Origin of the sequence: Pseudomonas sp. FEMGT703P, from assembly GCF_002786345.1 — a bacterium.
GTDB lineage: Bacteria > Pseudomonadota > Gammaproteobacteria > Pseudomonadales > Pseudomonadaceae > Aquipseudomonas > Aquipseudomonas peli.
On sequence record NZ_PGCM01000005.1, the window covers coordinates 765,202 to 789,459 of the forward strand.

The window sequence follows — 24,258 nt, forward strand, 5'->3', positions numbered from 1 at the left end:
CAGCCTTCGGTGTCCATGCCTGTACATCTGCCACCGCATGCAGTGCTCGCCGAGCAGACCGACGCAACGCAGCTGACCCGCGTGTCGCTCGCCGATATGGAGCGGCGCATCAAGCTCTACCTGCGCTTCGGTGAGCCTGCGTGCATCACCAGTCTCGACCACTGGCGACGAGTCGCGGTGTTCTTGCCGGGTGCCGTCTTCTGCCGTATCCGCTGGCAAGCCAACAACTACGGTGTGGTCCGTTGGCAGCTCATGGTGATGCAGGCCTGCACACCCCTGGACGTGGCGCAGCGCATTCCTGGTGTACTGCCTGGCGCACAGCTGCAGCTGCACGTCGAGGGTGAACCTGCCGTGCGCGCCGTGCTAGCGCAGATCGATGCGATAGAGGCGCTGGGTATCTCGCCGGCTGCCGTTTCGTCCGCGTATTGGCGTACGCTGGGCAACCGGCTCGACGCGCGCTTACCACTACCGGCGTACACCACCGAACGTCATGCTGCCTGGTTGGCAGGGAGGGCGCGGTCATGAGTATCGGCACCGTCCTGCGTTCTCGCTCGCGTCGGTGCGCTCGTCTTGTACAGATAGGGTTGTCTGTCTGCAGTCTTGCTGCGCTCGTCAGTGCGTCCTTCGTGCAACCCGATCCCCGAGTCATCTACAACGCTTCGGATAGCGTGCCAGTCGGCTGGTATCGCGTCGATCCAGCAGGTCTGCGGACCGACTTGCTGCCGGTTGGCAGCCTCGTGATGATCCGGCTGCCGGATGCCGCCGCTGCACTTGCCGCTCAACGCGGCTACCTGCCGATATCCATCCCACTGCTCAAGCGCGTGGGCGCGGTGGCACCGCAAGAAGTGTGCGTCGCGGGCGGGAGCGTGCGCATCGACGGCGTGCCGGTGGCTGTCGCGTTGCGTGTTGACCAGTTGGGCCGGCCATTGCAGGCCTGGCCGGGCTGTCGTCGGCTTCATCCTGGCGAGTTGTTCCTGCTGAGCACGACCAATACGGCGTCGTTCGACAGTCGTTATTTTGGGCCGGTTGGCGCATTTTCGGTGCTCGGCGTTGCGCATCCACTCTGGTTGGAGGAGGACCGATGATGGGTGCTGATTCGTTGCACGTCGCCGCGTCATTTGGCATGTCGTCATGCGTGCCGCAGTTGTGTCGTCGAGCATGCAGCTTGAGTGAATTCGCTCTGTGTTTTGCGCACCCTCCGGGGCAAGAAGCCGACGTGCATGCGTCTTGCCTCGAACGCGCTTGGTCAGCTGCCGTCATAGCATTCGCCAGCGGACTGGCTGGTAGCAGCACTGCATCGCCTGGTCGCTGGAGCCTGGGGCACACGCGACAGGCAAAAGCGGAAGGCAAGACAAAAGGGGGCGGCACTTGGACGCCCGTAACGCCAGTCTGCACGCGGGAGCGGAGCGGCACAGCGCTGCCCGTTCACCGTGCCGTATACGGCGTGCTATGCGCGCCGATGCCGGTATGCCTATGTGCTTCATACGCCACGCCACGCCGCGCCCTGACTTGCCGAGGGCACAGTTATGACCGATCGCCGTGATGACGACTTTCGCGTACGCCCTAGTGCGCCGAAGAACCGCGACCAGGGCTTCATTTCCAAAGTGATCAAGCAGGTCGGCAAGGCGGGTGGGAAATCGGCTGTGCGTCGGCCGTCACTGGCCAGTGGCAAGGGTCACCACACTGGCCAGCGTCCCGGCTCGCGCCTGGGGCGTGGCCACACCGCGGCGCGCTTCGCGGGTGCCTCGCTCACGTCATTTTCACGCCGGGTGACCATCAAGACCTTGCTGGTCAACCAGCGCCAGGCCAGCCCGCAATCCCTGGCCAAGCACCTGCGCTACATTGAGCGAGACGGTGCCGGTCGCGATGGTGAACCGGGTAGGGCCTATGGGCAGCAGGCGGACGATGCTGACCTTGGTGCTTTCAGAGATCGCTGTGTCGGCGATCGGCACCATTTCCGCTTCATCGTCGCACCTGAGGACGGTGTCGAACTGGACGACTTACGCACCTACACCCGGCAGCTGATGGGGCGCCTGGAGGCCGACCTGGGCACGCGTCTGGACTGGGTGGCGGTGGATCACTGGAACACCGACAACCCGCATACCCATATTGTCGTGCGCGGGCACGATGATACCGGCAAGGATCTCATCATCGCCGGGGACTATATCGCCCAAGGCTTCCGCCATCGTGCCGCTGAACTCGCCACCGAATGGTTGGGGCTTCGCACCGAGATGGAGATCCAGCAGACCTTGCAGCGCGAGGTGGAACAGGATCGCTGGACAAGCCTGGATCGCACCTTGCTGCGTGAGGCCGGCGACAATGGACTGCTGCAGATCAAACACCTCAACGAGTCGCGGTTACAGCGCCAACGCCTGCTGCTGATCGGTCGTCTGCAATATCTGCAGCGCATGGGGCTTGCCGAAGAAGTTCGCCCAGGCGTTTGGGTGGTCCAAGGCGATGCGGAGAAGACCTTGCGTACCTTGGGCGAGCGAGGCGACATCATCCGAACCCTTCAGCGCGCCATGAGTAGCCTGCCGCGTGAGCTGGCGGTGTTCGAGCCGTGTGAGGAGGGGCACACCTTGATCGGCCGGGTGACCGCCAAGGGGCTGGCCGATGAGCTGCGCGACCGGGGCTATTTGGTCATCGATGGGATCGACGGCAAGGCCCACTACGTTGCGCTCAATGCTGGTGACGAGTTGGTGAATTACCCCATAGGATCAGTGGTTGGGGTGCGCGGCTCAACTGAGATACGTGCTGCTGACCGCACCATCGCCACTCTGGCGAGTGACGGCTTGTACCGCACAGACCATCACCTGGCGGTTGCCAGGGGGTTGACACCGACTGGACGCGATCCGCAGCAAGTGGTGGCCGTTCACGTTCGTCGGCTAGAAGCTTTGCGTCGGGCTGGCATCGTGGAACGCCTGGCCGAGGGGTTATGGAGAGTGCCAGATGACTTGCCCGAGCGTGGCCGTCAGTACGACGTTGAGCGCCAGGGAGGGGTGGTTTTGGATCTGAAATCTCACCTGTCGATTGAGCGTCAGGCTCGCGTTATGGGTGCCACTTGGCTCGACCAGCAACTGATCGGGGGCGCGCGAGGATTGGCTGACCTCGGATTTGCTGGTGAGGTGAGGCAGGCCATTCAGCAGCGTGCCGACTTCCTGGTCGAGCATGGCCTGGCAGAGAGGCAAGGCCAGCGAGTGATACTGGTGCGCAACCTGCTGACAACCCTGCGTAATCGGGAGTTGATCCAGGCCGCTCAGGAGATCACCGCCGAAACCGGGCTGGAGCATCGACCTGTACATGAGGGACAGCGAGTAGCTGGCATCTACCGGCGAAGCGTCATGCTCGCCAGCGGACGTTACGCTGTGCTGTGCGACGCTAAGGGATTTAGCCTAGTGCCGTGGACGCACGTTATTGAACGGAGCTTAGGGCAGGTGATCGCTGCCAAAGTACGTGCAGGTTGTGTTTCATGGGAAGTTGGTCGGTCGGCAAGTCACGGAGTTTAAGGGGCCTGAGTAACGATTATTGAGGCCACTGGCCTGCAGTCCGCTTAGTTACTCGGCTGATTCTTGGGAGGCAGGACTTTTCAGTCCATCCTAAATGTATTCAGCAGTACTTCGCCTAAGTTGAATTAATTAAAATATTTTCACGGCTTCCTGTTGTATAAGTTGTTTTAATGTTTAAGAGGCAGGCAAAGGCTCTATATATGGGTGTGCTGTGTTTACCTTTGGTTATTTAGTAACGCCGATGGCGTTACTAAATTTTATAATAATGATGCGTGCAAGTTATTCTTCTGATATCTAAACCCACTCAATTTGTATGTTGTATTTGCCTAGGCTGCTAGCTAGTTTAGCTTGGTTTGGGTGAGATTTTATCAGTGCCAAATTTCCTCTCTTTGGATCTTGCCTAACGTCAACTTGAATGGAATCAAATCCCGCGGATAACGCTTCATGATAAATGACGCGCTTAATTTCAATATGTTGTAGTGCGGGTTTAAATATTTTTCCAACAGGTGTTAATGGTAATGATTCGAGTATTTCAATACGCTTTGGTACGGCAGCACGTTCGGGTATGTTTTGTGATGCATATTTCATCAGTTTTTCAGGTGTTATGTTGTGTCCGTTACTTAATTGTACATATACAACTGGCACTTCGCCCGCGTAGGCATCTGGACTGCCAATTGCAGCAGCTAATGCCACTGCCGGATGAGTCTGAAGGGTTTCTTCGATCATCTTTGGGTCAATATTATGTCCGCCACGAATGATTATATCTTTCTTGCGTCCTGTAAGCCAAAAATAGCCGTCTACATCTTGCCGGCCTAGATCGCCTGTGTTGAACCAAAGTTGGCCATCAATATCAATCCATATGCCATGGTTATGACTACGGTTAAGATAGCCGGTGAATACATTCGGGCCTTGAATTGCAATGATGCCGACTTCATTGGTCATGCTGTCGCGTATGTAATTGCCTTCTTCGCTTAGTACTACGGCCTTTATATTTTGATAAGGTAAGCGGATCCCAATAGAACCGATACGTTTTTCGCCATGTACCGGATTCAATGAAGATACACAAGTTCCCTCTGTGAGGCCATATCCTTCCAATATCTTCACGCCAATCTTTGACTCAAACTCACGAAGTAATTCAACAGGCATTGGGGCTGCGCCGCATATAGCATACTGTAAGGATTTAAGGCATTGGGTGGTGGGTGGGTTGTCTAGGAGTGCGGAGAATATAGTTGGTACGCCAGAGAATAGGTTGATTTTAAAGTGGTCAACAATATCCCAGAATTTATTCAATACGCCATCGCCACGGTAACCTTGCGGCGTTCCAATAATAACGTGGAAACCATGTGTCCAGGGCATGAGACCAGTCACAAGCTGGGCATTTACGTGGAAGAGAGGTAGGCCACAGAAAATTACTGTTCCAGGTTGCAGTGGGGAAATACTATTTGCAATAGCCCAGGCGTTAAATACCTCATTGCCGTGTGTTCTTATAGCTATTTTAGGTAGCCCGGTGGTGCCGCCTGTGCAAAAAAGAGATGATTGGTCGTGTTCGTTAATTACTCTTTTGTTGATAAGGTGGTTGCTAGGTTGGTCCTTCATTAATGAGCGTAGGTTATATATATTGTGGCTTTGATTGAGTAATAGAGCGCGTTGCGCAAGCCCATGTAAATAAAGTTTAAATTTTTCGTCTGAGTAGGGCTCCATTCCAACCCAGATAATATCCCGGATAGTATGAAGTTTATCTAATTGGCTTTCAACTTTCTCCCATATGTCGCTGCCGGGTGTTGGTGCCAGAGTGACAACGATTTTTGCTTTTGCCGTATTTAGTAACTCAGTAATTTGCTCGGCATCAAATAGAGGGTTAATAGCCATTACTCTGCCTGCTGCCTCGCCTCCCCAGATTGTGAAGTGTGTTTCTGGGAGGTTTGGGAGGATGAATGCAATGACATCGCTGTCTTTAATCGATAAGCTGCTAAATACATTTGCAGCGCGTGTTATGTCAGAGAAAAGTTCTCTATAACTCCATGTGTAACTTGATTTGAGGTTTGAGCTGTTGGTGAAGAATGTTAATGCAGGCTTGTCTCCATGCGTGTTTGCGCAGTGCATTAATGCAGAGTAAGTGCTATCGGATAAATTGTGATTTTCAAGTGGTGTTGCTTCAAAATTGGTTACGTCTTGAAGGTTTCTCATGGCCAAGATATGCTCTTTTATTTTTAATAATATAGGCGAATTGGTAGAATCTTTGTGAGATTCTAGAATTATATAAAGTTCTTCTATAAATATTAAGTTTTCTCGCGTTTGCTAGCGGTGGCTGTCATCGAGAAAGAATTTTATTTTTTCACCTATAGATTCAATAGCTTTTTTAGATTCTGGCATTACTCCATGAAATACTTGCCAGACATGCCACATTCCAGGCCATACGTCTACGCTGATTTTGGTCCCGCTTTTTTGAGCAATTGAAACTAAGTCAATCGAGTCGCTGAGTAATATTTCATCCGACCCCACTTGTATAAATATTTCAGGAAGTCCCTGGTAGTTTGCAAGTCGTGGCGATATTTCCGGGTTCGATAAGTCATGCTCACCAGCATAAGCGCTCGCCGCCATTTGTAGCTGATCAGTGCTTGAGAAAAACGGATCCTGCTTCAATTGTGAATTTATTGATGTTCCGCTAAAAGTAAGATCAGTCCAAGGTGATAGACAAATAAGTGCTCTAGGAAGAGCTTGTCCAGATTCTCTAAGGCGTATGGCCGTTGCTAATGCCAAGCCGCCACCAGCCGAGTCGCCTGCAATTATTATTCGATTGGTGGGTAAGCCAGTGGTTTCCTGTATCCATTTATATGCAGTAAGTGCGTCGTCCAAGGCAGCAGGGTAGGGATTCTCTGGAGCAAGTCTATAATCAATTAGAAGAACTCGGGTTCGCCCTGCTTTGGCGATGTGTGAGGCTAGTCCGCGATGAGTTCTTAGGGAACCTAAAACATAAGCGCCACCATGTAAGTATAGAATGGCTGAATCTGATATTTCATTATCGGGAATAAGCCATTCTGCTTTGAAAGTGTTAATTAATATATCTACTTTTGAAACGCCAGGGGCAATTTTGAAAATGTCGCCTGACTCGTCTCTCAGTTTTCGGGCTTCAAGGAAAGATAAGCCAGCTATTTTTTTTAACGAATGCTTAATATAGAGGCGTATTAAGAAGCTGCGAATGCTAGGCATAAAGCTAATCTCGTACAGTTGCGGGGTTCAGACAGTACAATATCTCAACTTCATCAAGAATCCCTCCTAAGTACGCAAGAATTCGTAGCTTAGCGACCGCTCTAGCTAGGCATTTATTAGGCACTAGTGCTTTTGAACTACTGTCTGCGCGTTATCGATATTGGTGCTTTAGGATACTTCCGCTTGAAAAATATCCGTCGTTATTATCACTGCGTGTACTTCCACACAGAGTCTGATGGCGAGATACATTCAAAAATGAAAACAAAAATATCAAAATGTCGAGATACATTTACACTTCGTCCCCTCGTGTATTTTACTGCGCTAATGAGTGCATCAACAGCTCAGGCGGTGTCCTTCACTTTTGGCGAGGTAGAAGGCCAATTTGATAGCAGTATCTCTATAGGTGCGAGCTGGGCAGTGAGATCTGCTGATCGTGACCTAGTTGGCTTGAGTAATGGAGGGCGTGGCAGCTCTATTACTGCTGATGATGGCAGGCTCAACTTTAAAAAAGGAAAAACCTTCTCAAAAATATTTAAAGGAATACATGATTTAGACCTCAAGTATGGTGATACTGGAATTTTTGTTCGTGGTAAATACTGGTATGACTTTGAATTAAAAGATGAGAGTCGTCTGCTATACGATATTGATGACAGCAATCGCAAGGTCGGCGCGCAATCCTCAGGGTTTGAGTTTCTTGATGCTTTCATATATCACAACTACAGCCTCGGTGATCTTCCAGGGTCTGTGCGACTTGGCAAGCAAGTGGTAAGTTGGGGGGAGAGTGTATTTATCCAAAACGGTATAAATGCAATCAATCCTATCGATGTTGCTGCTTTTCGTCGTCCTGGTGCAGAGATCAAGGAGGGCTTAATTCCGGTAAATATGTTTTATCTATCCCAAAGCCTAACTGACAGTCTGTCGGCTGAGTTGTTCTATCAACTAGAATGGGATCAAACTGTAGTAGATAATTGCGGTACATTCTTCTCAACCTCAGACGGCGCGGCAGACGGTTGCACAACAGGACTGGCTGCCGGTGGAAGTGATTTCAATCGCAACGATCCAAGTTACATATTTGTTCCCAGGCTGGGAGACCGAGATGCACGTGATCAGGGGCAGTACGGTGTCGCTCTTCGCTGGTTTGCTGAGGAGCTAAACAGCTCTGAGTTTGCTTTGTATGCGCTGAATTACCATAGTCGTACACCTTACGTAAGTACTACGATAAGCACAGCTAATCCATTTGCCTCTCCGGCATTTGGCGCTGGTAGCGCGGGGTATATGCTTGAATATCCGGAGGACATTCGCTTATACGGTGTCAGCATTCAAACCAATGTTGGCAGCGCTAGCGTGGCTGGGGAGATAAGTTATCGCCCAAACCAGCCGTTACAAATAAACTCAACAGATCTACTGGCTACTACTTTCAACGGTGGCGCGCTTTTACCTACTCAGCTGGCAAGTTCAGGCGTTCCAGGTGATCGTCTTTCGGGCTATCAGCGTAAGCCCGTAACACAAGCACAGTTAGCAGTAACACAGATATTTGATAATGTACTTGGTGCCGGCCGGCTAGCTGTAGTGGGTGAAGTTGGATATAACAATATTGCTGATATTGGTGAAGGCGAAGGCGATAAAGTTAGGTTCGGCCGAGATGCCGTGTATGGTTCCGGAGAGTATACACAGAATTCTCTTTTAGGCCCTAATGTCTGTCAGACTTTACTAAACAGTAGGCCGGATGATTGTAATTCTGACGGTTTTTATACAAAAAATTCATGGGGTTATCGTCTTCGCGCAAATCTTGAATACAGCAATGTAATTGCTGGTGTGAATTTGGTCCCAAACATTGCTTGGTCACATGATGTTGAAGGCTATGGACCAAATTTCAATGAGGGGAATAAGGCAGTTAGCGTGGGTCTTAGTGCTGACTATCTTAATACTTACACAGCAGCTATTAGTTATACCGATTTTTTTGGTGGGAAATATAATAACCAGACAGATCGAGACTTTCTTTCGGTGACTTTTGGTTTAACCTTTTAAAGGATTTCAATATTATGAATTTTCTCAAAGTCACTGTTGGTTCATTGATGCTCTGCACTGCAGTGTCTACTGCATTTGGATCTGTTAGTGCTGTTGATGCTGCTAAGCTGGGGGGGGGGTTAACTCCTTTGGGTGCTGAGGTGGCAGGGAACTTGGAAGGAACAATTCCTGAGTGGGTAGGGGGGCTTCCAAAGAATGCTGGCAAAACTAAAAATGGGTTTCGTGATGACCCATTTGCGTCTGAAAAGCCTTTGTTTGTGATTGATTCAAAAAATTATAAGCAATACATAGACAAGCTTTCGCCAGGACAGGTTGCTTTATTCAGTCGCTATCCTGAAACATTTAAGATGCCCATCTATGCATCTCACCGCACCGCCGGGTTGCCCGATTTTCTGGCTAATGACATTAAAGAGAACGCTCTTACGGCAAACCTTGTTGAAGGTGGAAATGGCGTGCAGAACTTCAAATCTGCTATTCCTTTTCCAATTCCTCAATCGGGGTTGGAAGTGATTTGGAATCACATTGCTCGATATCGAGGGGGGAAGATGAAGCGATTTACTACGACCATTGTTCCTCAAGCCAATGGCCAGTATGTTCCTACCAATAATGTTGAGGTTTTTGCTTATCGTGATCAGTTAGCTGATTACAATGCTTCAGAGTCTAGTAATATTCTGTTCTATTATATGTCTCAAATAACAGGGCCTGCTCGTCTTGCTGGTAATGTCTATTTAGTGCATGAAACACTCAACCAAGTAAAAGAGCCGCGGATGGCTTGGGTATACAATGCTGGCCAGCGCCGTGTGCGCCGAGCACCACAGATTTCCTACGATTCGCCGGGTGTTGGTTCTGATGGAATGAAAACATCAGATGGTCTAGAGTTATTTAATGGCTCACCTGATCGCTATGACTGGAAGTTAGTCGGTAAAAGAGAGTTGTACATTCCATATAACAGCTACCGTGCAGGCTCTCCTGATGTTGATTACAAGACTTTAATTCAGCCTGGACATCTCAATCCAGAGTATCTTCGATATGAACTACACCGAGTTTGGGAGGTAATAGCAACCCTGAAGGATGGTTCGCGTCATGTGTATGCGAAGCGTCATATGTTCATTGATGAGGATACTTGGACGATGTCTACTGCAGACCATTATGACGGGCGCGGTACTCTGTGGCGTGTCGGTGAAGCCCATTTGCAGTATTTCTATGAAGCGCAAACCAGTTTTCAAACTCCAGAGGTTATATATGACCTTATTGCTGGTCGTTATGCTGTGAACTCGTTGACCAATGAGCAACCTGTTGCTTACGACTTCAGTTATACCTCTTCAAAGAAGGATTTTACTCCGGCGGCTCTGCGTACTATGGGAGTTCGTTAGGTCAAATTAGCAGGGCTTCCGTGCTGGCGGCTCTGCTGTTTTATGCTATATTTTAGTTGTTTTATGTTTTTAAGTTTCGCTTTAATATTCAAGATTGACTAAGTATTGATTTGCTTTGTATCTGGTGGTCGTGATGTATTAATTTTTTCTCGAGAGTCTCATGTCCAGTAATTTAAATATGCCATCTACCGATCCCTTAGGTGGGCTTCCTAAAGTTCCGCAGCCTCATCTGCAGAGAGCGGTGCTGTCACAAATATTGCAAGAGTCTTCAAGTCGAGTAATTTTACTGCATGCTCCGGCGGGGTATGGAAAGACAACTATAATGGCCAGTCTTGCCCGTGCTAGTGGAGTTCAAATAGCATGGGTCTCGCTCTACGGGCGATCCATAGCTTTTTCTGATCTGCTTCAGCGTATTGGCTACGTTATTGATCCTAGTGTTGAACTGTGGGACGAGGTTGCCGTTGAGGCTCTGCTTATGCAGCAACGAACAAAGCTTTGGATAATGCTGGATGACTTCCCGCGCGCCGTGGACCGAGACTTTGATTCCGCGGTTGGACGGCTTTTGGCGTTACATGCCAATAATATCCAATGGTGGATAAGTTCTAGAAGGCGGCCGTTATGTAATGTCCCTCGACTGTTGCTGCAGGGGGATTTGCTTGAGGTAAGTGTTGCCCTTCTAAGGTTTACGTTAGACGAAGTAGTTGAATTTCGCTTATTGTCTAAACATCAATCGGTTAAAGCACAAGAGGTGTTTGACTCTACGCAAGGTTGGTGTGCGGCCGTTGCTTTTAATTTTATGTCAGGTGTGAATTCTGATGCACTGCTCGTTGAATATCTCCGTCATGAAGTTTTTGATAGGCTTTCGCCAGAGGCACGCTCCTGGTTGTTAACACTTGTCCATTTCAGCGCTTTTGATGAAGGTCTATGCTCTTATATTTTTGGTGAATATTCGTCTCGCTCAATTATAGAGGTCCTATCTGATGGTGGTGCATTTGTTGAGACGTCAAGTGCTGGCCCTAATTGGAAGCAAGTTTCGCCTGTCGCTGCGGAAATTTTCAGGAAAATAAACACGCCAAGTGAGTTGCGCACTTGTCATAGGTTGGCATGTCAGTATTTCATCCAATGTGGAGAGCTTAGGTTAGCAATTGATCAAGCTGTCCTTGCAGAGCAATTTGAAGTTGCAGCCAGTCTTTTAGAAAGTTTTACAGAAGCTCAACTTTTGAATGAGCAAGCTATATCAAAAGTTATTAGTTATCGAGAAAGGCTTCCTTCTGACTTGTTAGAGAGTACGCCGCGGTTAGTAATGATATTTTCCTTCACTTTTGCAATTGCTTCCCGGCCAGAGCGTGCGATCAATTGTTTAGATGCAATAGCAAAATTTCTACCAACACCAGATGCTGTCGAGCAGAAGCGATTATTGGCCTGTTGTCAGGCAATTTTAGGTGTTGCGGCTCATAACACTGGTGATAGTTTGAAGTCTCGCCAATATTGTCTTGAAGCGTTGGATAACCTGACCTTTGTGGACTGGCCTTTCCAGCTTGCGTGCTGGTCGACGTTGATTCAGCAACAACTATTTTGTGGAGAGCTAGTCGAAGCAGATGCAAATATTAAATCGGCTATGAAGGTTGCTCAATATACAGGCAATGTAGTGGCGGAAAGTGCTATTCAATTATATCAAGCGCTTAATTTTGAAAGCCATGGCGATTTAAACTCTGCGCTGCAAGTCATCGAGCGCCAGCTTCTTCTTTTGGACTCTAGTTTAGCTGCTCGATCAGCAATTCGGTCACGGCTTGTAGTGCGTCAGGCATATATTAACTTCCGGTTAGGTAACCTGAAATTGTCTCGGGAGCAGTTTGCAGATGGTTATCAACTCGGATTATCAAATGCTGATTCGATTAGTTTTCATGGTTTGGTTGGCTTGGCTAATTTGGCTTTGCTTGATGGGCATCCAATTCAAGCTACTGATTTGCTTGGTCAGGCAGAGCGTTGGTTGCGCGATAATGGTGTTGCAGAGAGTGTGTACAGAAGTATTCTTGATCAGAGTCAAGCCGCTATATTTATCGAATCCGGAGAGTTTATCAAGGCGCAATCGCTTCTTGAAGAGATTATCAAGCGCCATGGAGAGCCAAACTTTCTTGTGCAAGCTTTCGAGAAAGCAGATTTTCTTTATGAGACAAGGCGATTATTGGCTCGCGTCGAGCTTAAGCTTGGTCTCTATGAAAGTGCTGATCAGCGTCTAGTTCTAATTTCAAATGAAGCTAAGGCTCTGGGATTTTTGATAGCTTATTGTGACTCGGAGATTCTTCGCGCAGAGCTAGCCCTTGTGAGGGGGGACGAGTCATTAGCGGAGTCCTTGATAGTTAAATCAATAGAGAAGTGTCTTGTCCTCGACTATCGGTTGCCTCTTGAGTATCTGCAGCGAAATCTTCCTAAGTTATTTCGTCTAGCCGTTGCAAAAAATTCCGGTGGACTTTTGAGTAACAGAGAAATTGAAGTTCTCCGTTGTATCGAAGAGGGGTTGTCGAATCAAGAGATTGCAGATCGTATGTATATATCTTTGTATACAGTTAAAAGTCATGTCCAGCGTTTAAGTTTGAAACTAGAAGTCAAGCGTAGAACTCAAGCTGTATCGAAGGCAAAATCTCTTGGCTTGCTATAATTAGTTTGTAGATGTTGTCTGTATTTAGTGCTCGTATTAATTCATGCATGCTCTCTTGAGTTGCGTGGGTGTGCGTGTAATTTGTTTTAATATCATCGCTACAATATGTTCGTGCTATGTTTTTCGCTTGAGGATTTTGTTGGGATAAATAATTTTTATTTTCTCCGATATGTAAGTATTTAGGATGTGTTTAGGTTTAAGGGTGCTTGTGTTGCTTGTGTTGCTTGTTTGAAAACTTACCTGATATTTCCTTTGTTTCTTAAGGTATGTTTTTTGAAGTTCTATTTATTTTGTCGCGTTGATTGAGCTGTTTTTACAGTTTGCGTGCTTTTTATGATTTTATTACTGATTAGAATGTGGAGTGAGGAAGTGAAGACTTTGTTCATGGCTGTATTTCTCTGTAAGGGCGCTGAAAGATGAATTGTCATAATCATATCGTGCTTATTCATGGTACTTGGGCTAATGACCAGATATGGCGTCAAATGGCGGACGAGTTTAGGTGTCGAGGGTTCACTGTGCACACCCCAGTTTTGCGTCATCATGACCTGCCATTGGAGGAAGGAGCACTACTAATAGGTAATGTTGGTTTGCAAGATTATGTGGATGATCTTTGTACTTTTGTTCAGTCTCTTGACTCCGTGCCAATTATTGTAGGCCATTCGCTCGGAGGGCTTCTAGCTCAGCTAGTTGCAGCTCGCTGCAGACATAAAGCACTTGTTTTACTTGCGCCTGGGCCTATACCTCCAATATTCGGTGCGTATCCTTGGGCTCTGAGAATTTTCGCGCGCTATTTTCTACGTTGGGGGTTCTGGCGCAAGCCATTATTCCCTCCAAATTGGAAAACATGGGAAAAAGGTATTGCTAATCGGCAGCCCCTTATTATTCAGCGCGAGCACTTCAGTCAGCTTTGTGCTGACTCTGGAAGAGTTTATTTTCAGATGGTTTTCTGGTTTCTTGATCGGAATCATGCAGCTCGACTAGACCCAAAAGAGATCTGCGCTCCAGTTCTTGTGCTATGTGGCGAAGATGATCGTACTGTCAATCCACGAATTGCTCGTCAGACAGCGGCTCTCTATAGAAATGGGCGGTATGTTGAACTGCCGTCTTGTGGCCATCTTCTGATTGTTGGTCGATATGTTGAGGCTGTGATGTGTCATATCGATCGCTGGCTTGTTGATGTTGTTAGCCACGTAGAGCATCAAGCATACGGTTCGTCCAGTATTGATCCATCTTAGTGTAGATTCCTCAGCGACTAGATCTAGCTGTAATTAGATGCCAGGAGGATTTTATATAGAGCTCATTCTGGCAAGGTCAGGGCTGATTTCTTTGTTTTTCCCCTTACTCCATTTTAAGACTCATGGGGAGCGAGGTCTAATGGAACTACGACATCTTCGCTGCTTCCTTGCAGTTGCCGAGGAGTTGCACTTTGCGCGTGCAGCTGAACGGTTGCATATCGAACAATCACCCCTGTCGCGTGCAATCAAGGAGTTGGAGGAGGAACTGGGTACGCAGCTGTTCTTGAGAACCACGCGAAGCACGAAACTTACGCACGCTGGTCGGTTGTTCTTGGAGCATGTGCCACGTGTCTTCACTGCGCTGCAGCAGGCGCGCGATAGTGTGAAAGCCGCTACGAATGGGTTTCGCAGCCAGCTGCGGATAGCGCTTTCAGATGGAATCTCTCCTTCACGCTTTTCCTCTTTCCTAGCGCTCTGTCGAGAGGAGGAGCCGGAAGTCGAGATTCGCCTGTTTGAAGTTACTCTGACCAAGCAGATCAAGGGGTTGCTCGATGATCTGTATGACGCAGGCTTTGCTCAATCGAGTGATGTTGGCGATGGCATCATTGCCACTCCGGCCTGGAGCGAGCCACTGATGGTGGCGGTGCCTGCACGACATCCGATCTTGTCGTACAAGCGAATTCCGGTTGAAGAGTTACTGCGCTACCCACTGGTCCTCTGCGACCCAGAAGTTTGTGAAGGGCACGCTCGCCAAGTCGAACGTTTTTTGCGCCAAACCGGCTCGGAGCCTCTGGTCGCGGAACAAGTATCCACTTGCGATCTTATGATGGCGCTCGTGGCTGCGGGGTTTGCGCTGGGTTTGACGGGGGAATCGAGCATTGCGGCCGGCAGGGTGCCAGGGGTAATAGGTCGCCCCCTGGCAGGAGTGTGCCCGCTGCTGACGACTTATCTTTTGCATCCGATGCGTGAGTCTCCGCAGGCGTTGAGTCGGATCATCCAGCGGGTACAGGCCATCGAATCCGTTGAGGTGACTTAGGGGCATCGATATTACACAGAGCATTTGGAGGGGCTTGAGCAATGCGGAAATATTTAGTGATACTTTGTGTTCTGTCCCTGGCTGCCTGTGGTGAACCCGATACGCAGGTAGCGCCAAGGATACCTTCGGTAGATGAGCTGGCCGCCGATCCTGATACGCTGAAAAAACTGCGCCAACAGTGCAAGCTGGATCGAGACGAGCTGGGTAACCAGTTGTGCAGTCGCGTTGCCGAAGCCACCCGCAAACGATTCTATGGTGATGGGATGGTGCCCTATACGCCTTCAGATGAACCGCCCAGGTTCTAACCGTGTGAAAAAGCGCGGATGTCGGGGCATGAATAGAGGCCCCGAAGGGGCAGCGGCACCCTCTCCGCAGAGGAGTCTCTTGGAAGACTGTGGCCAAACCCTAGCCCTGCGTTCGGCAAGGTCAGGACCAAGATTCAGGTTGCAGGAAGTAAAGCGGCAGCGTTCAGCCGTCTGTTCCCGCAGTACGCAATACGTTCTGACTTGCGGCGGTTTTCCTCCTTTCGCCCTTGCATGAATTGATGCGCTCCAGTCCAGTTTTGTCCCGATAAAGGTCTTTGACCAGCACTGACCCGACACCGAATCTCGACACTGCAGCCAGTATTCTGGGTTGCATTTCTAGGGGAGTCGGAGCTGGGACATGCAAGGGACGAATGTGCTGTTCGGACAGATCGCCGCCGTTTTCGGCATCGTGATCACAGGCGTGTGGGGTGCCACGCAATGGACAGCCGTCGCCCTGGGCCATCAGGTACGCCTGGGCCCGCCCTGGTTCGACTGCTTCGGTACGCCGGTCTATTACCCCTGGCGGCTGTTCGACTGGTGGTTCTTTTTCGGTGCATATGCCCCACAGATTTTCGATACCGGTGGTGCCATCGCCGCTGCCAGCGGCATGGTAGCTGTGGGCGTCGCCATCGCTATGTCAGTCTGGCGGGCGCGTCAGTCGCGTCTGGTCACGACCTATGGCTCGGCGCGCTGGGCCGAGGCTGCTGACATTCATTCGGCGGGCCTGGATCGGCCGGCCGGTGTCTTCCTTGGGCGACATGACGATCAGTACTTGCGCCACGATGGGCCGGAACATGTCCTGGCTTTCGCACCGACTCGATCGGGAAAGGGGGTGGGCCTGGTGGTTCCCACGCTGCTGAGTTGGCCAGCTTCCGCCGTCATCCACGACATCAAGGGCGAAAACTGGAACCTCACCGCAGGTTGGCGTTCGCGTTTCTCGCACTGCCTGTTGTTCAACCCTACCGATCCACATTCGGCTGCCTACAACCCATTGCTGGAGGTGCGTCGAGGGGCGCATGAGGTGCGCGATGTGCAAAACATCGCCGACATCCTGGTGGATCCGGAGGGCGCGCTGGAGCGCCGCAACCATTGGGAGAAGACCTCGCACGCTTTGCTGGTCGGCGCCATCCTGCACGTGCTCTACGCCAGCGAGGACAAGACGTTGCGTGGTGTCGCCAACTTCCTGAGCGACCCGGAATGTCCGTTCGAGGTGACGCTGCACCGGATGATGACGACGCGGCATTTGGGCGACGGAGCGCATCCGGTGGTGGCATCCGCCGCCCGCGAGGTGATGAACAAGAGCGAGAACGAACGCTCGGGGGTGCTGAGCACCGCCATGTCGTTCCTTGGCCTGTACCGCGATCCCACGGTAGCGCAGGTGACCTCGCATTGCGACTGGCGCATCGCCGACCTGATCGCTGCCAAACATCCGGTTTCGCTGTATCTGGTAGTGCCGCCTTCGGATATCAGCCGCACCAAGCCGCTGATCCGCCTGATCCTCAACCAGATCGGCCGGCGCCTCACCGAATCACTTGACGGCAGCGATGGGATAGAGCGGCGGCACACCTTGCTGCTGATGCTCGACGAGTTTCCTGCGCTGGGTCGGCTGGACTTCTTCGAGTCGGCGCTGGCGTTCATGGCCGGCTACGGCCTGCGTGCATTTCTGATTTCGCAGTCGCTTAACCAGATCGACAAGGCCTACGGGCAGAACCATTCCATCCTGGACAACTGCCATGTGCGGGTGACGTTCGCCACCAACGACGAGCGCACGGCCAAGCGTATTTCTGAGACGCTGGGTACCGCCACGGAACTGCGTGCACAGCGCAACTATGCGGGCCATCGCCTCGCACCGTGGCTGGGGCACCTGATGGTGTCGCGTCAGGAAACGGCGCGGCCGCTGTTGACGCCGGGGGAAGTCATGCAGTTGCCGCCGGACGAGGCGGTGGTGATGGTGTCCAGCGTTGCGCCGATCCGGGCCAGGAAGCTGCGGTATTACAGCGATGCCAACTTCAAGCGGCGTGTGCTTCCTCCGCCGGCTCTCGCAGGTGGGCGCTATGCCGACGCACCGCCAGTGCGTACGGATGATTGGAGTGGTTTGGCTGTTCCGGTAGCACCAATGTTCCCTGGGCTCGGCGATGACTCGGCTGCCGCTGTCGAAGAGGGTGGGCCTCGGCGTCAGCCCGAACTGTCCGATACCGTCGTCTATAACCCGGAGCAGGGGCCTGCCTGCAGCGACCTGGCGCTACTCGATGATGACGAACTGCAGCCAGTTCTCCCTCGCCAGTTCGATCCTGCCATGCAGCGTGTTGTCCGGCTGGCTGCCCTTGACCCCGACGACGGAGTCCAGCTATGAGCCAGTACCGCCTCAACCTGTTTATCCAGCCCGAGCATGCACGCCGCCTGGACGAGTTGTCCGCCAAGAAAGGTGTGTCCAAGTCCTCCATCGTCGCGGCGGCCCTGGCCTCCTGGCTGTCGTCGGAGGCTGGCGACCAGCGCGAGGTCGCCATCGCCAAGCGACTGGATCGCCTGTCACGCCAGTTCGAGCGTCTCGAGCGCGACCAGACCATCGAGATCGAGACGCTGGCGTTGTTCGTGCGCTATTTCCTGACGGTCAGCACGCCTGTCCCCGAGGCGCACCAGGAGGCGGCCAAGGCCCAGGGCAAGGCACGCTTCGAGCAGTTCGTGGAACAACTCGGTCGCCACCTGCTGCGGGGCCGTAGCCTAGTGCGGGATGTGGTTGATGAATTGCACCCGAATAGCCCGGGTGTGAATGAATCGGTGCAAGGCGAAGCGCAGGAGCGAGCTTCATGAGCGCCGCGCCGCAATCGTTCATCGCCGACTCGCAGGATCGGCGTATCCGTATGTTGCGCACGGCGATGGGGCCGGTGATCGCCGCCGCGCTCGAAGATCCGGACGTGGTCGAGATAATGCTCAACCCTGACCGCACATTGTGGGTGGATCGCCTGTCATCGGGGCGTGCGCCGCTGGGCATGGAGCTATCCGAGGCGGATGGCGAGCGCATCATCCGCCTGGTGGCCGCTCACGTCGGCGCAGAAGTGCATCGTGGCCAACCGTTGCTGACTGCTGAGCTACCTGAAACCGGCGAGCGCTTCGAAGGCGTGTTGCCACCGGCCGCACCGGGACCGGCCTTCGCCCTGCGCAAACGGGCTGTGGGCGTCATTCCGTTGGAGCGCTACGTGGCGGACGGGATGATGACCGCCGCCCAAGCCGAGTTTCTGCGCGGCGCGGTACGCGAGCGAAAGAACATCTTGATTGCCGGCGGCACAAGTACCGGCAAGACGACGCTGGCCAATGCGCTGCTAGCTGAGATCGCCAGTACCGGTGACCGTGTGCTGGTGCTAGAAGACACCATCGAACTGCAATGCACCGCGCGCGACCACGTACCACTACGCACCCGCGCGGGTGTGGTGTCCATGCGTGAGCTGGTACGCGCCACCATGCGGTTACGTCCTGATCGTGTGGTGGTGGGCGAGGTGCGCGGCGGCGAGGCGCTGGATCTCATCAAAGTGTGGGGCACCGGCCACCCGGGCGGTATTGCCACCATCCATGCCGGCTCCGCTCAGGGCGCACTGCTTCGCCTAGAGCAATTGGTGCTCGAGGTGGCCATGAACCCGCCGCGCGCACTGATCGCCGAGGCGGTCAATGTAGTGATCTCCATCGCTGGTCGCGGCCGGCTGCGTCGTATCTCGGGCATCGCTCGCGTGACCGGTTTCGACGATGCCTGTTACCACCTGGCGGATGCTCTAGGTGGTTCACTGGACGACCAGCTCACGCCTTTTTTCCTCCCCCCGCCCCCGCCTGGAGAGCTGCCATGATGCAGACAGACGCCCGTGTTTCCCGCTATTCCGTAGATCCGGTCTTGCGCTGCCTGAGTCGCTTCGCCGGGTTTGTGCGGCAGGAGGTTCTACTAGCCTTCGTCATGCTGACGACAGCCGGTACGGCGAGGGCGGCCGGCTCTTCGATGCCCTGGGAGGGGCCGCTCGAATCCATCCTCGAGTCCATCCAGGGGCCGGTCGCGCGCATCGTGGCGGTGATCATCATCATTGCCACGGGGCTGGCGCTGGCCTTCGGCGATACTTCGGGCGGCTTCCGCAAGCTGATCCAGATCGTCTTCGGCTTGAGCATCGCCTTCGCCGCATCCTCGTTCTTCCTGTCCTTTTTCAGCTTCTCCGGCGGGGCGGTCGTATGAGCACGGAAAACGACCTGCCGGGCTTCGAGGTGCCGCTGCATCGTTCGCTGACCGAACCGATCCTGATGGGTGGTGCACCCCGCACCGTGGCCATTGCCAACGGTACGTTGGCTGCGGCCGTTGGATTGGGCCTGCAACTGTGGTTGCCGGGGCTGGTGCTGTGGCTGGTTGGTCATGCGCTCGCGGTCTGGGGCGCGCGGGTTGATCCGCAGTTCATGCAGGTGTTTGCTCGGCACCTCAAGCACAAACCGCTGCTGGACGTGTGAGGGGGAGGTACCGCAATGCTGAACCTCACCGAATACCGCCGGCTCCCGGCGCTGCTCGCCGACTGGCTACCCTGGGCGGGCCTAGTCGCCCCCGGTGTCGTGTTGAACAAGGACGGCTCGTTCCAGCGTACGGCGCGTTTCCGGGGCCCCGACCTCGACAGTGCAACGCAGGGTGAACTGGTGGCCACCACGGCAAGACTGAACAACGCACTACGCAGGTTCGGAGCGGGCTGGGCGTTGTTCGTCGAGGCCGAGCGTTGCCCGGCCGCAGGTTATCCGCAATCGGACTTTGCCGAGCCACTGTCCTGGCTGGTGGACGAGGAGCGCCGCGCGACGTTCGAGGAAGGTGGTAACCATTTCGAGAGCCGCTACCACTTCACGCTGCAGTACCTGCCGCCGGAAGAGTCGCATGCCCGTGCTGCCAAGCTGATCTATGAAAACACCTCGACGGTCGGTGTGGACTGGCGCGAGCGTCTCACTGGCTTCATCGCGGAAACCGAGCGCATCTTCGACCTGCTCGCGGGCGTAATGCCGGAGATCGACTGGCTCGATGACGAGGAAACGCTGACCTATCTACACGCGACCGTCTCGACGCGGCGTTATCGCGTCGGCGTTCCGGAGGTGCCGTTTCACCTCGATATGTTGCTAGCCGACGTACCGCTGCTCGGTGGCCTGGCACCGATGCTGGGCGATGAGCACCTGCGTGTAATTACCCTACGTGGATTCCCGACATCAACCTGGCCGGGAATCTTGGATGACCTCAATCGGCTTGGCTTTGCCTATCGCTGGAGTACACGCTTCCTCTTTCTGGACAAAGACGAAGCTGAAAGGGAACTCGGTCGCCTGCGCCGCCAGTGGTTTGCCAAGCGCAAAAGCGTGCTGGCGCTGTTGCGCGAGACCCTGTTCCAGCAGGAAAGCCCGCTGCTTGATACCGACGCCAGTAACAAGGCGGCGGACGCGGATGACGCCTTGCAGGCGCTGGGCAGCGATCAGGTCGCCTTCGGTTTTCTGACCGCGACCGTGATAGTTCTCGATCATGATATTGGCTTTGCCGACGAGAAGCTGCGCAGAGTGGAGCGCGTCATCCAGGGGCGCGGTTTTGTCACCATTCCTGAAACCCTCAATTCAGTGGAGGCATGGCTGTCGTCTATTCCGGGCAACGCCTACGCCAATGTGCGCCAGCCTATCGTCTCCACGCTGAACCTTGCGCACCTGATGCCATTGTCAGCAGTTTGGGCCGGGCCGGAGCGCAACGCTCACCTAGACGGTCCGCCGTTGATTGTGACCCGCACCGAGGGTGCAACGCCTTTCAGGCTGGTGACACATGTCGGCGACGTAGGGCACACGTTGGTCGTCGGTCCTACGGGCATGGGCAAGTCGGTGCTGCTCGCCACCCTGGCGCTACAGTTCCGCCGTTACCCGGGATCACGCATCTTCGTCTTCGACATGGGGCGCTCGATGCGCGCGACGGTGCTGGGGCTGGGCGGCGAATATTACGACCTGGGTGCCGATGGCGCGATTGCCTTCCAACCGCTCGCGCGCATTGATAAAGAGAGTAGTCGCACTTGGGCGGCCGAGTGGGTCGAAGGGCGTCTGCTGCAGGAGGCTGTTGTCGTAGGTCCTGATGAAAAGGCGGCTATCTGGTCGGCGCTCGGCAGCCTCGCGGGGGCTCCTGTCGAACAGCGCACGCTCACCGGCCTGTCGGTGCTGCTGCAGTCGAACGTGCTGCGCCAGGCGCTGGCACCCTATGTGCTCGGTGGCGCTCACGGCAAGCTGCTTGATGCCGACCTCGACTACCTGAGCATGGCTGATGTGCAGTGCTTCGAGATGGAGGAACTGATGCACAGCAAGGCTGCAGTGCTGGCTGTTCTGGGCTATTTGTTCGCGCGCCTGGAGGAGCGTTTCGATGGTGCGCCAACGCTGCTGATCCTCGACGAGTCTTGGCTGTTCCTCGACGATCCGGTCTTCGCCGCGCGCATCCGTCAATGGCTCAAGACGCTACGTAAGAAGAACGTCAGCGTCATCTTCGCCACGCAGTCGCTGGCCGACATCAAGGACTCGAGCATCGCCCCGGCGATCATCGAGAGCTGCGCGAGTCGCATCTTCCTGCCTAATCCGCAGGCGAGCGAGCCGCAGATTCGCACGATTTACGACGGCTTCGGCCTCAACGGGCGGCAGATCGAGATCGTCGCCACCGCTCAGCCCAAGCGCGATTACTACTACCAGTCCCGCGCAGGCAATCGACTGTTCGACCTCGACCTGGGGCCGGTCACGCTTGCGTTTGCCGCAGCCTCGACGCCTCAAGATCAGCTCGCCATCGACGGTGTACTACGCGATTGCGGGGTGCCGGGCTTCGCCGAAGCCTGGTTGCGTCATCGCGGCCTCGACTGGGCTGCCGAGCTGCTGCCATCCGCGCCCTCAACGTCGCCCTTGCTCGCGTCCCATCGACAGGAGAACCAGCTATGAAGCTACTACCCTTGCTCAAATCCAGGCTGACTGCTCTCGCCGTAGCCAGTGTTCTGGCTGCCGCGCAACCGGCGCACGCTCTGTTCGGTGTCGGCGACATCGTGCTCGACCCCACCAACCTGGTGCAGAACACGCTGACGGCGGTTCGTACACTGGAGCAGATCAACAACCAGGTGCAGCAACTGCAGAACGAAACGCAGATGCTCAGTAACCAGGCACGTAACCTGGCTAACCTCGATTTCAACGTCATCAATCGCTTGCGCGCGTCGCTGGCTAGGAGCGAGCAGCTGATCGCAGAGGCCCAGGGACTGGCCTACGATGTGCAGAACCTCGACAGCGAGTTCGCCCGGCTGTACCCGCACGAGTACACCGCCACCGTCAGCGGCGACCAGATGTATCGGGATGCCCGCGAGCGCTGGGAGCACACCCTCGATAGTTTGCACACTGCGATGCGCATGCAGGCGCAAGTCTCACGAAACCTGAGCGAGGACGAAAGCGCGTTGATGGATCTGGTGGGCCGCAGTCAGTCGGCCACTGGAGCCCTGCAGGCCATGCAGGCGACCAACCAGTTGCTTGCCCTGCAGGCTAAGCAGTCCATCCAGGCGCAGCAACTTCAGCTCACCCAGGATCGTGCCGCCTCCCTTGAGCTGGCGCGGCAGGCCGCTGCCAGCGAGCGTGCCCGCGAGGTGCGTCGCCGTTTCCTGGGCGCGGGTACTCCGTATACACCGCACGTAGTGCAGCTCTACGGGAACTGACGAGAGGCTCGCCATGAATGACGTGACGGTCATCGACCGCTTCCTCGATACGTTCTCGCGTTATATCGACTCGGGCTTCGGGCTGCTGCAAGGCGAGGTCGCTTACCTGACCGCCACGCTTATAGCCATCGACATGACGATCGCCGGGCTCTACTGGGCGCTTGGGCATGCCACAGGCCAGGGTGAAGACGTGATGGCGAAGCTGATTCGCAAGGTGCTCTACGTCGGTGCTTTCGCTTACATCATCGGTAACTTCAACTGGCTGGCAGGCATCGTCTTTCGTTCTTTTGCCGGGCTGGGCCTCGCGGCGACCGGCTCACTCAGCATGGAGACCTTCCTGCAGCCGGGGCGACTGGCGAAAACCGGCATCGACGCTGGCGCTCCGATCCTGGAGCAGATCGGCGAGATGACCGGTTTTCCCGAGGTGTTCGTCAACCTCGATCCCATCGTCATCCTGTTCCTGGCCTACCTGGTGGTCATCGTCTGTTTCTTCGTTCTGGCGATACAGCTGTTCATCACCCTGATCGAGTTCAAACTGACCACGCTCGCAGGGTTCGTGCTGGTGCCCTTCGCGCTGTGGAACAAAACCGCCTTCCTCGCCGAGAAGGTGCTGGGCAACGTTGTGTCCTCGGGCGTCAAAGTGCTGGTGTTGGCGGTGATCGTCGGCATCGGTACGGGATTGTTCGCCGAGTTTCAGGTGCATCCCGACGAGCCCTCCATCGACCACGCGCTGGTGATCATGCTGGCCTCGCTGGCGTTGCTCGCCCTGGGGATCTTCGGTCCGGGCATCGCCACCGGGCTGATTTCCGGTGGCCCGCAGTTGGGGGCGGGGGCAATGGCCGGTGCTGCGCTTGGCACTGCAGGCATGGCTGTCGCCGCAGGTGCGGCCGCTACGGGGATCGGTGCCGCGGTTGCGGCCGGAGCGCGCATGGCTCCGGGAGCGAAGCTGGCTGCCGGAGTGCGCTCGCTCAGGAGTCGGTTTGCTGGTGGAGGGGGGAGTTCATCTGACGGCAGTGCGGCTGCCCTTGGCAATGCGCCTCAGGGCACCACCGATACCAAGGCGCAACCCGCCTGGGCCAGACGTCTGCAACGACGCCAGCAGATCAGCCATGCCGCCTCCACCGTCGCGCATACGCTGCGCGGTGGCGACAGCGGCGGTGCTGGCAGTGGCCCGAACCTGCGGGATTCGGATGCATAAGGAGGACGAAT

The 24,258-nt window shown here is 54.2% G+C and carries 19 protein-coding genes; 17 read left to right on the forward strand and 2 right to left on the reverse strand.

The genetic code is table 11. The annotated features are described in order from the left end of the window. The first annotated feature begins 15 nt into the window (after nt 1–15). From CUR33_RS07385 to CUR33_RS07395, 3 genes are all read left to right on the forward strand, one after another. A complete protein-coding gene (locus tag CUR33_RS07385) occupies nt 16–525 on the forward strand; it encodes a DUF2840 domain-containing protein (protein ID WP_289239517.1) in 510 nt (169 codons plus the stop codon). Further along, the gene (locus CUR33_RS07390) at nt 522–1,085 is read left to right on the forward strand and encodes a S26 family signal peptidase (protein ID WP_289239167.1); all 564 of its coding nucleotides are present in this window, start codon (nt 522–524) and stop codon (nt 1,083–1,085) included. Before CUR33_RS07385 ends, CUR33_RS07390 begins: the two co-directional genes overlap by 4 nt. 441 nt (nt 1,086–1,526) lie before the next feature. Then, nucleotides 1,527–3,506: a relaxase/mobilization nuclease and DUF3363 domain-containing protein gene (locus tag CUR33_RS07395; RefSeq protein ID WP_289239168.1), complete on the forward strand. Its 1,980-nt coding sequence runs from the start codon at nt 1,527–1,529 to the stop codon at nt 3,504–3,506. Nucleotides 3,507–3,800: 294 nt separating this feature from the next. Here CUR33_RS07395 and CUR33_RS07400 read toward each other — a convergent pair whose 3' ends face one another. Then, complete coding sequence (locus CUR33_RS07400) at nt 3,801–5,699, reverse strand: acyl-CoA synthetase (RefSeq protein WP_448703149.1); 1,899 nt, start codon at nt 5,697–5,699, stop codon at nt 3,801–3,803. A gap of 105 nt (nt 5,700–5,804) precedes the next feature. Continuing rightward, nucleotides 5,805–6,716: an alpha/beta hydrolase gene (locus tag CUR33_RS07405; protein ID WP_289239170.1), complete on the reverse strand. Its 912-nt coding sequence runs from the start codon at nt 6,714–6,716 to the stop codon at nt 5,805–5,807. A gap of 255 nt (nt 6,717–6,971) precedes the next feature. Between CUR33_RS07405 and CUR33_RS07410 the strand changes: the two genes are divergently transcribed. From CUR33_RS07410 to trbL, 14 genes are all read left to right on the forward strand, one after another. Further along, nucleotides 6,972–8,744 carry a DUF1302 domain-containing protein gene (locus CUR33_RS07410; RefSeq protein ID WP_354000950.1) on the forward strand — a complete coding sequence of 591 codons (1,773 nt, stop codon included), beginning with the start codon at nt 6,972–6,974 and terminating at the stop codon, nt 8,742–8,744. Between the two features lie 14 nt (nt 8,745–8,758). After that, on the forward strand, nt 8,759–10,117 hold the full coding sequence (locus CUR33_RS07415; RefSeq protein WP_354000944.1) for a DUF1329 domain-containing protein: 1,359 nt from the start codon (nt 8,759–8,761) through the stop codon (nt 10,115–10,117). A gap of 160 nt (nt 10,118–10,277) precedes the next feature. Further along, complete coding sequence (locus tag CUR33_RS07420; protein ID WP_289239171.1) at nt 10,278–12,776, forward strand: LuxR C-terminal-related transcriptional regulator; 2,499 nt, start codon at nt 10,278–10,280, stop codon at nt 12,774–12,776. Nucleotides 12,777–13,192: 416 nt separating this feature from the next. Next, entirely contained in the window at nt 13,193–14,011 is an 819-nt protein-coding gene (locus CUR33_RS07425; RefSeq protein ID WP_289239172.1) for an alpha/beta hydrolase, read from the forward strand. A 139-nt stretch (nt 14,012–14,150) separates the two neighbouring features. Further along, complete coding sequence (locus CUR33_RS07430; RefSeq protein ID WP_289239173.1) at nt 14,151–15,047, forward strand: LysR family transcriptional regulator; 897 nt, start codon at nt 14,151–14,153, stop codon at nt 15,045–15,047. A gap of 41 nt (nt 15,048–15,088) precedes the next feature. Next, nucleotides 15,089–15,352 (forward strand): EexN family lipoprotein, encoded by a 264-nt coding sequence (locus tag CUR33_RS07435; RefSeq protein ID WP_289239174.1) that lies wholly within the window; start codon nt 15,089–15,091, stop codon nt 15,350–15,352. A 358-nt stretch (nt 15,353–15,710) separates the two neighbouring features. After that, nucleotides 15,711–17,705: a conjugal transfer protein TraG gene (locus CUR33_RS07440; RefSeq protein WP_289239175.1), complete on the forward strand. Its 1,995-nt coding sequence runs from the start codon at nt 15,711–15,713 to the stop codon at nt 17,703–17,705. Then, nucleotides 17,702–18,163: a CopG family transcriptional regulator gene (locus CUR33_RS07445; RefSeq protein WP_289239176.1), complete on the forward strand. Its 462-nt coding sequence runs from the start codon at nt 17,702–17,704 to the stop codon at nt 18,161–18,163. The genes CUR33_RS07440 and CUR33_RS07445 overlap by 4 nt, the downstream gene beginning before the upstream one ends. Next, nucleotides 18,160–19,188, forward strand: a complete 1,029-nt coding sequence (trbB, locus tag CUR33_RS07450) for a P-type conjugative transfer ATPase TrbB (RefSeq protein ID WP_448703150.1) — start codon at nt 18,160–18,162, stop codon at nt 19,186–19,188. The genes CUR33_RS07445 and trbB overlap by 4 nt, the downstream gene beginning before the upstream one ends. Beyond that, the gene (locus CUR33_RS07455) at nt 19,185–19,562 is read left to right on the forward strand and encodes a TrbC/VirB2 family protein (RefSeq protein ID WP_289239177.1); all 378 of its coding nucleotides are present in this window, start codon (nt 19,185–19,187) and stop codon (nt 19,560–19,562) included. The genes trbB and CUR33_RS07455 overlap by 4 nt, the downstream gene beginning before the upstream one ends. Next, a complete protein-coding gene (locus tag CUR33_RS07460; protein WP_289239178.1) occupies nt 19,559–19,828 on the forward strand; it encodes a VirB3 family type IV secretion system protein in 270 nt (89 codons plus the stop codon). The genes CUR33_RS07455 and CUR33_RS07460 overlap by 4 nt, the downstream gene beginning before the upstream one ends. A gap of 15 nt (nt 19,829–19,843) precedes the next feature. Continuing rightward, complete coding sequence (gene trbE / locus CUR33_RS07465; protein ID WP_289239179.1) at nt 19,844–22,294, forward strand: conjugal transfer protein TrbE; 2,451 nt, start codon at nt 19,844–19,846, stop codon at nt 22,292–22,294. Then, on the forward strand, nt 22,291–23,049 hold the full coding sequence (gene trbJ / locus CUR33_RS07470) for a P-type conjugative transfer protein TrbJ (RefSeq protein WP_289239180.1): 759 nt from the start codon (nt 22,291–22,293) through the stop codon (nt 23,047–23,049). The genes trbE and trbJ overlap by 4 nt, the downstream gene beginning before the upstream one ends. A 13-nt stretch (nt 23,050–23,062) precedes the next feature. Next, nucleotides 23,063–24,247 (forward strand): P-type conjugative transfer protein TrbL, encoded by a 1,185-nt coding sequence (gene trbL / locus CUR33_RS07475; protein ID WP_289239181.1) that lies wholly within the window; start codon nt 23,063–23,065, stop codon nt 24,245–24,247. Nucleotides 24,248–24,258: the final 11 nt, after the last annotated feature.

Coding starts and splice junctions, on each gene's coding strand:
- CUR33_RS07385 (WP_289239517.1), top strand. CDS start 16: ATGCCTGTACATCTGCCACCGCATGCAGTGCTCGCCGAGCAGACCGAC.
- CUR33_RS07390 (WP_289239167.1), top strand. CDS start 522: ATGAGTATCGGCACCGTCCTGCGTTCTCGCTCGCGTCGGTGCGCTCGT.
- CUR33_RS07395 (WP_289239168.1), top strand. CDS start 1,527: ATGACCGATCGCCGTGATGACGACTTTCGCGTACGCCCTAGTGCGCCG.
- CUR33_RS07405 (WP_289239170.1), bottom strand. CDS start 6,716: ATGCCTAGCATTCGCAGCTTCTTAATACGCCTCTATATTAAGCATTCG.
- CUR33_RS07410 (WP_354000950.1), top strand. CDS start 6,972: ATGAAAACAAAAATATCAAAATGTCGAGATACATTTACACTTCGTCCC.
- CUR33_RS07415 (WP_354000944.1), top strand. CDS start 8,759: ATGAATTTTCTCAAAGTCACTGTTGGTTCATTGATGCTCTGCACTGCA.
- CUR33_RS07420 (WP_289239171.1), top strand. CDS start 10,278: ATGTCCAGTAATTTAAATATGCCATCTACCGATCCCTTAGGTGGGCTT.
- CUR33_RS07425 (WP_289239172.1), top strand. CDS start 13,193: ATGAATTGTCATAATCATATCGTGCTTATTCATGGTACTTGGGCTAAT.
- CUR33_RS07430 (WP_289239173.1), top strand. CDS start 14,151: ATGGAACTACGACATCTTCGCTGCTTCCTTGCAGTTGCCGAGGAGTTG.
- CUR33_RS07435 (WP_289239174.1), top strand. CDS start 15,089: ATGCGGAAATATTTAGTGATACTTTGTGTTCTGTCCCTGGCTGCCTGT.
- CUR33_RS07440 (WP_289239175.1), top strand. CDS start 15,711: ATGCAAGGGACGAATGTGCTGTTCGGACAGATCGCCGCCGTTTTCGGC.
- CUR33_RS07445 (WP_289239176.1), top strand. CDS start 17,702: ATGAGCCAGTACCGCCTCAACCTGTTTATCCAGCCCGAGCATGCACGC.
- trbB (WP_448703150.1), top strand. CDS start 18,160: ATGAGCGCCGCGCCGCAATCGTTCATCGCCGACTCGCAGGATCGGCGT.
- CUR33_RS07455 (WP_289239177.1), top strand. CDS start 19,185: ATGATGCAGACAGACGCCCGTGTTTCCCGCTATTCCGTAGATCCGGTC.
- CUR33_RS07460 (WP_289239178.1), top strand. CDS start 19,559: ATGAGCACGGAAAACGACCTGCCGGGCTTCGAGGTGCCGCTGCATCGT.
- trbE (WP_289239179.1), top strand. CDS start 19,844: ATGCTGAACCTCACCGAATACCGCCGGCTCCCGGCGCTGCTCGCCGAC.
- trbJ (WP_289239180.1), top strand. CDS start 22,291: ATGAAGCTACTACCCTTGCTCAAATCCAGGCTGACTGCTCTCGCCGTA.
- trbL (WP_289239181.1), top strand. CDS start 23,063: ATGAATGACGTGACGGTCATCGACCGCTTCCTCGATACGTTCTCGCGT.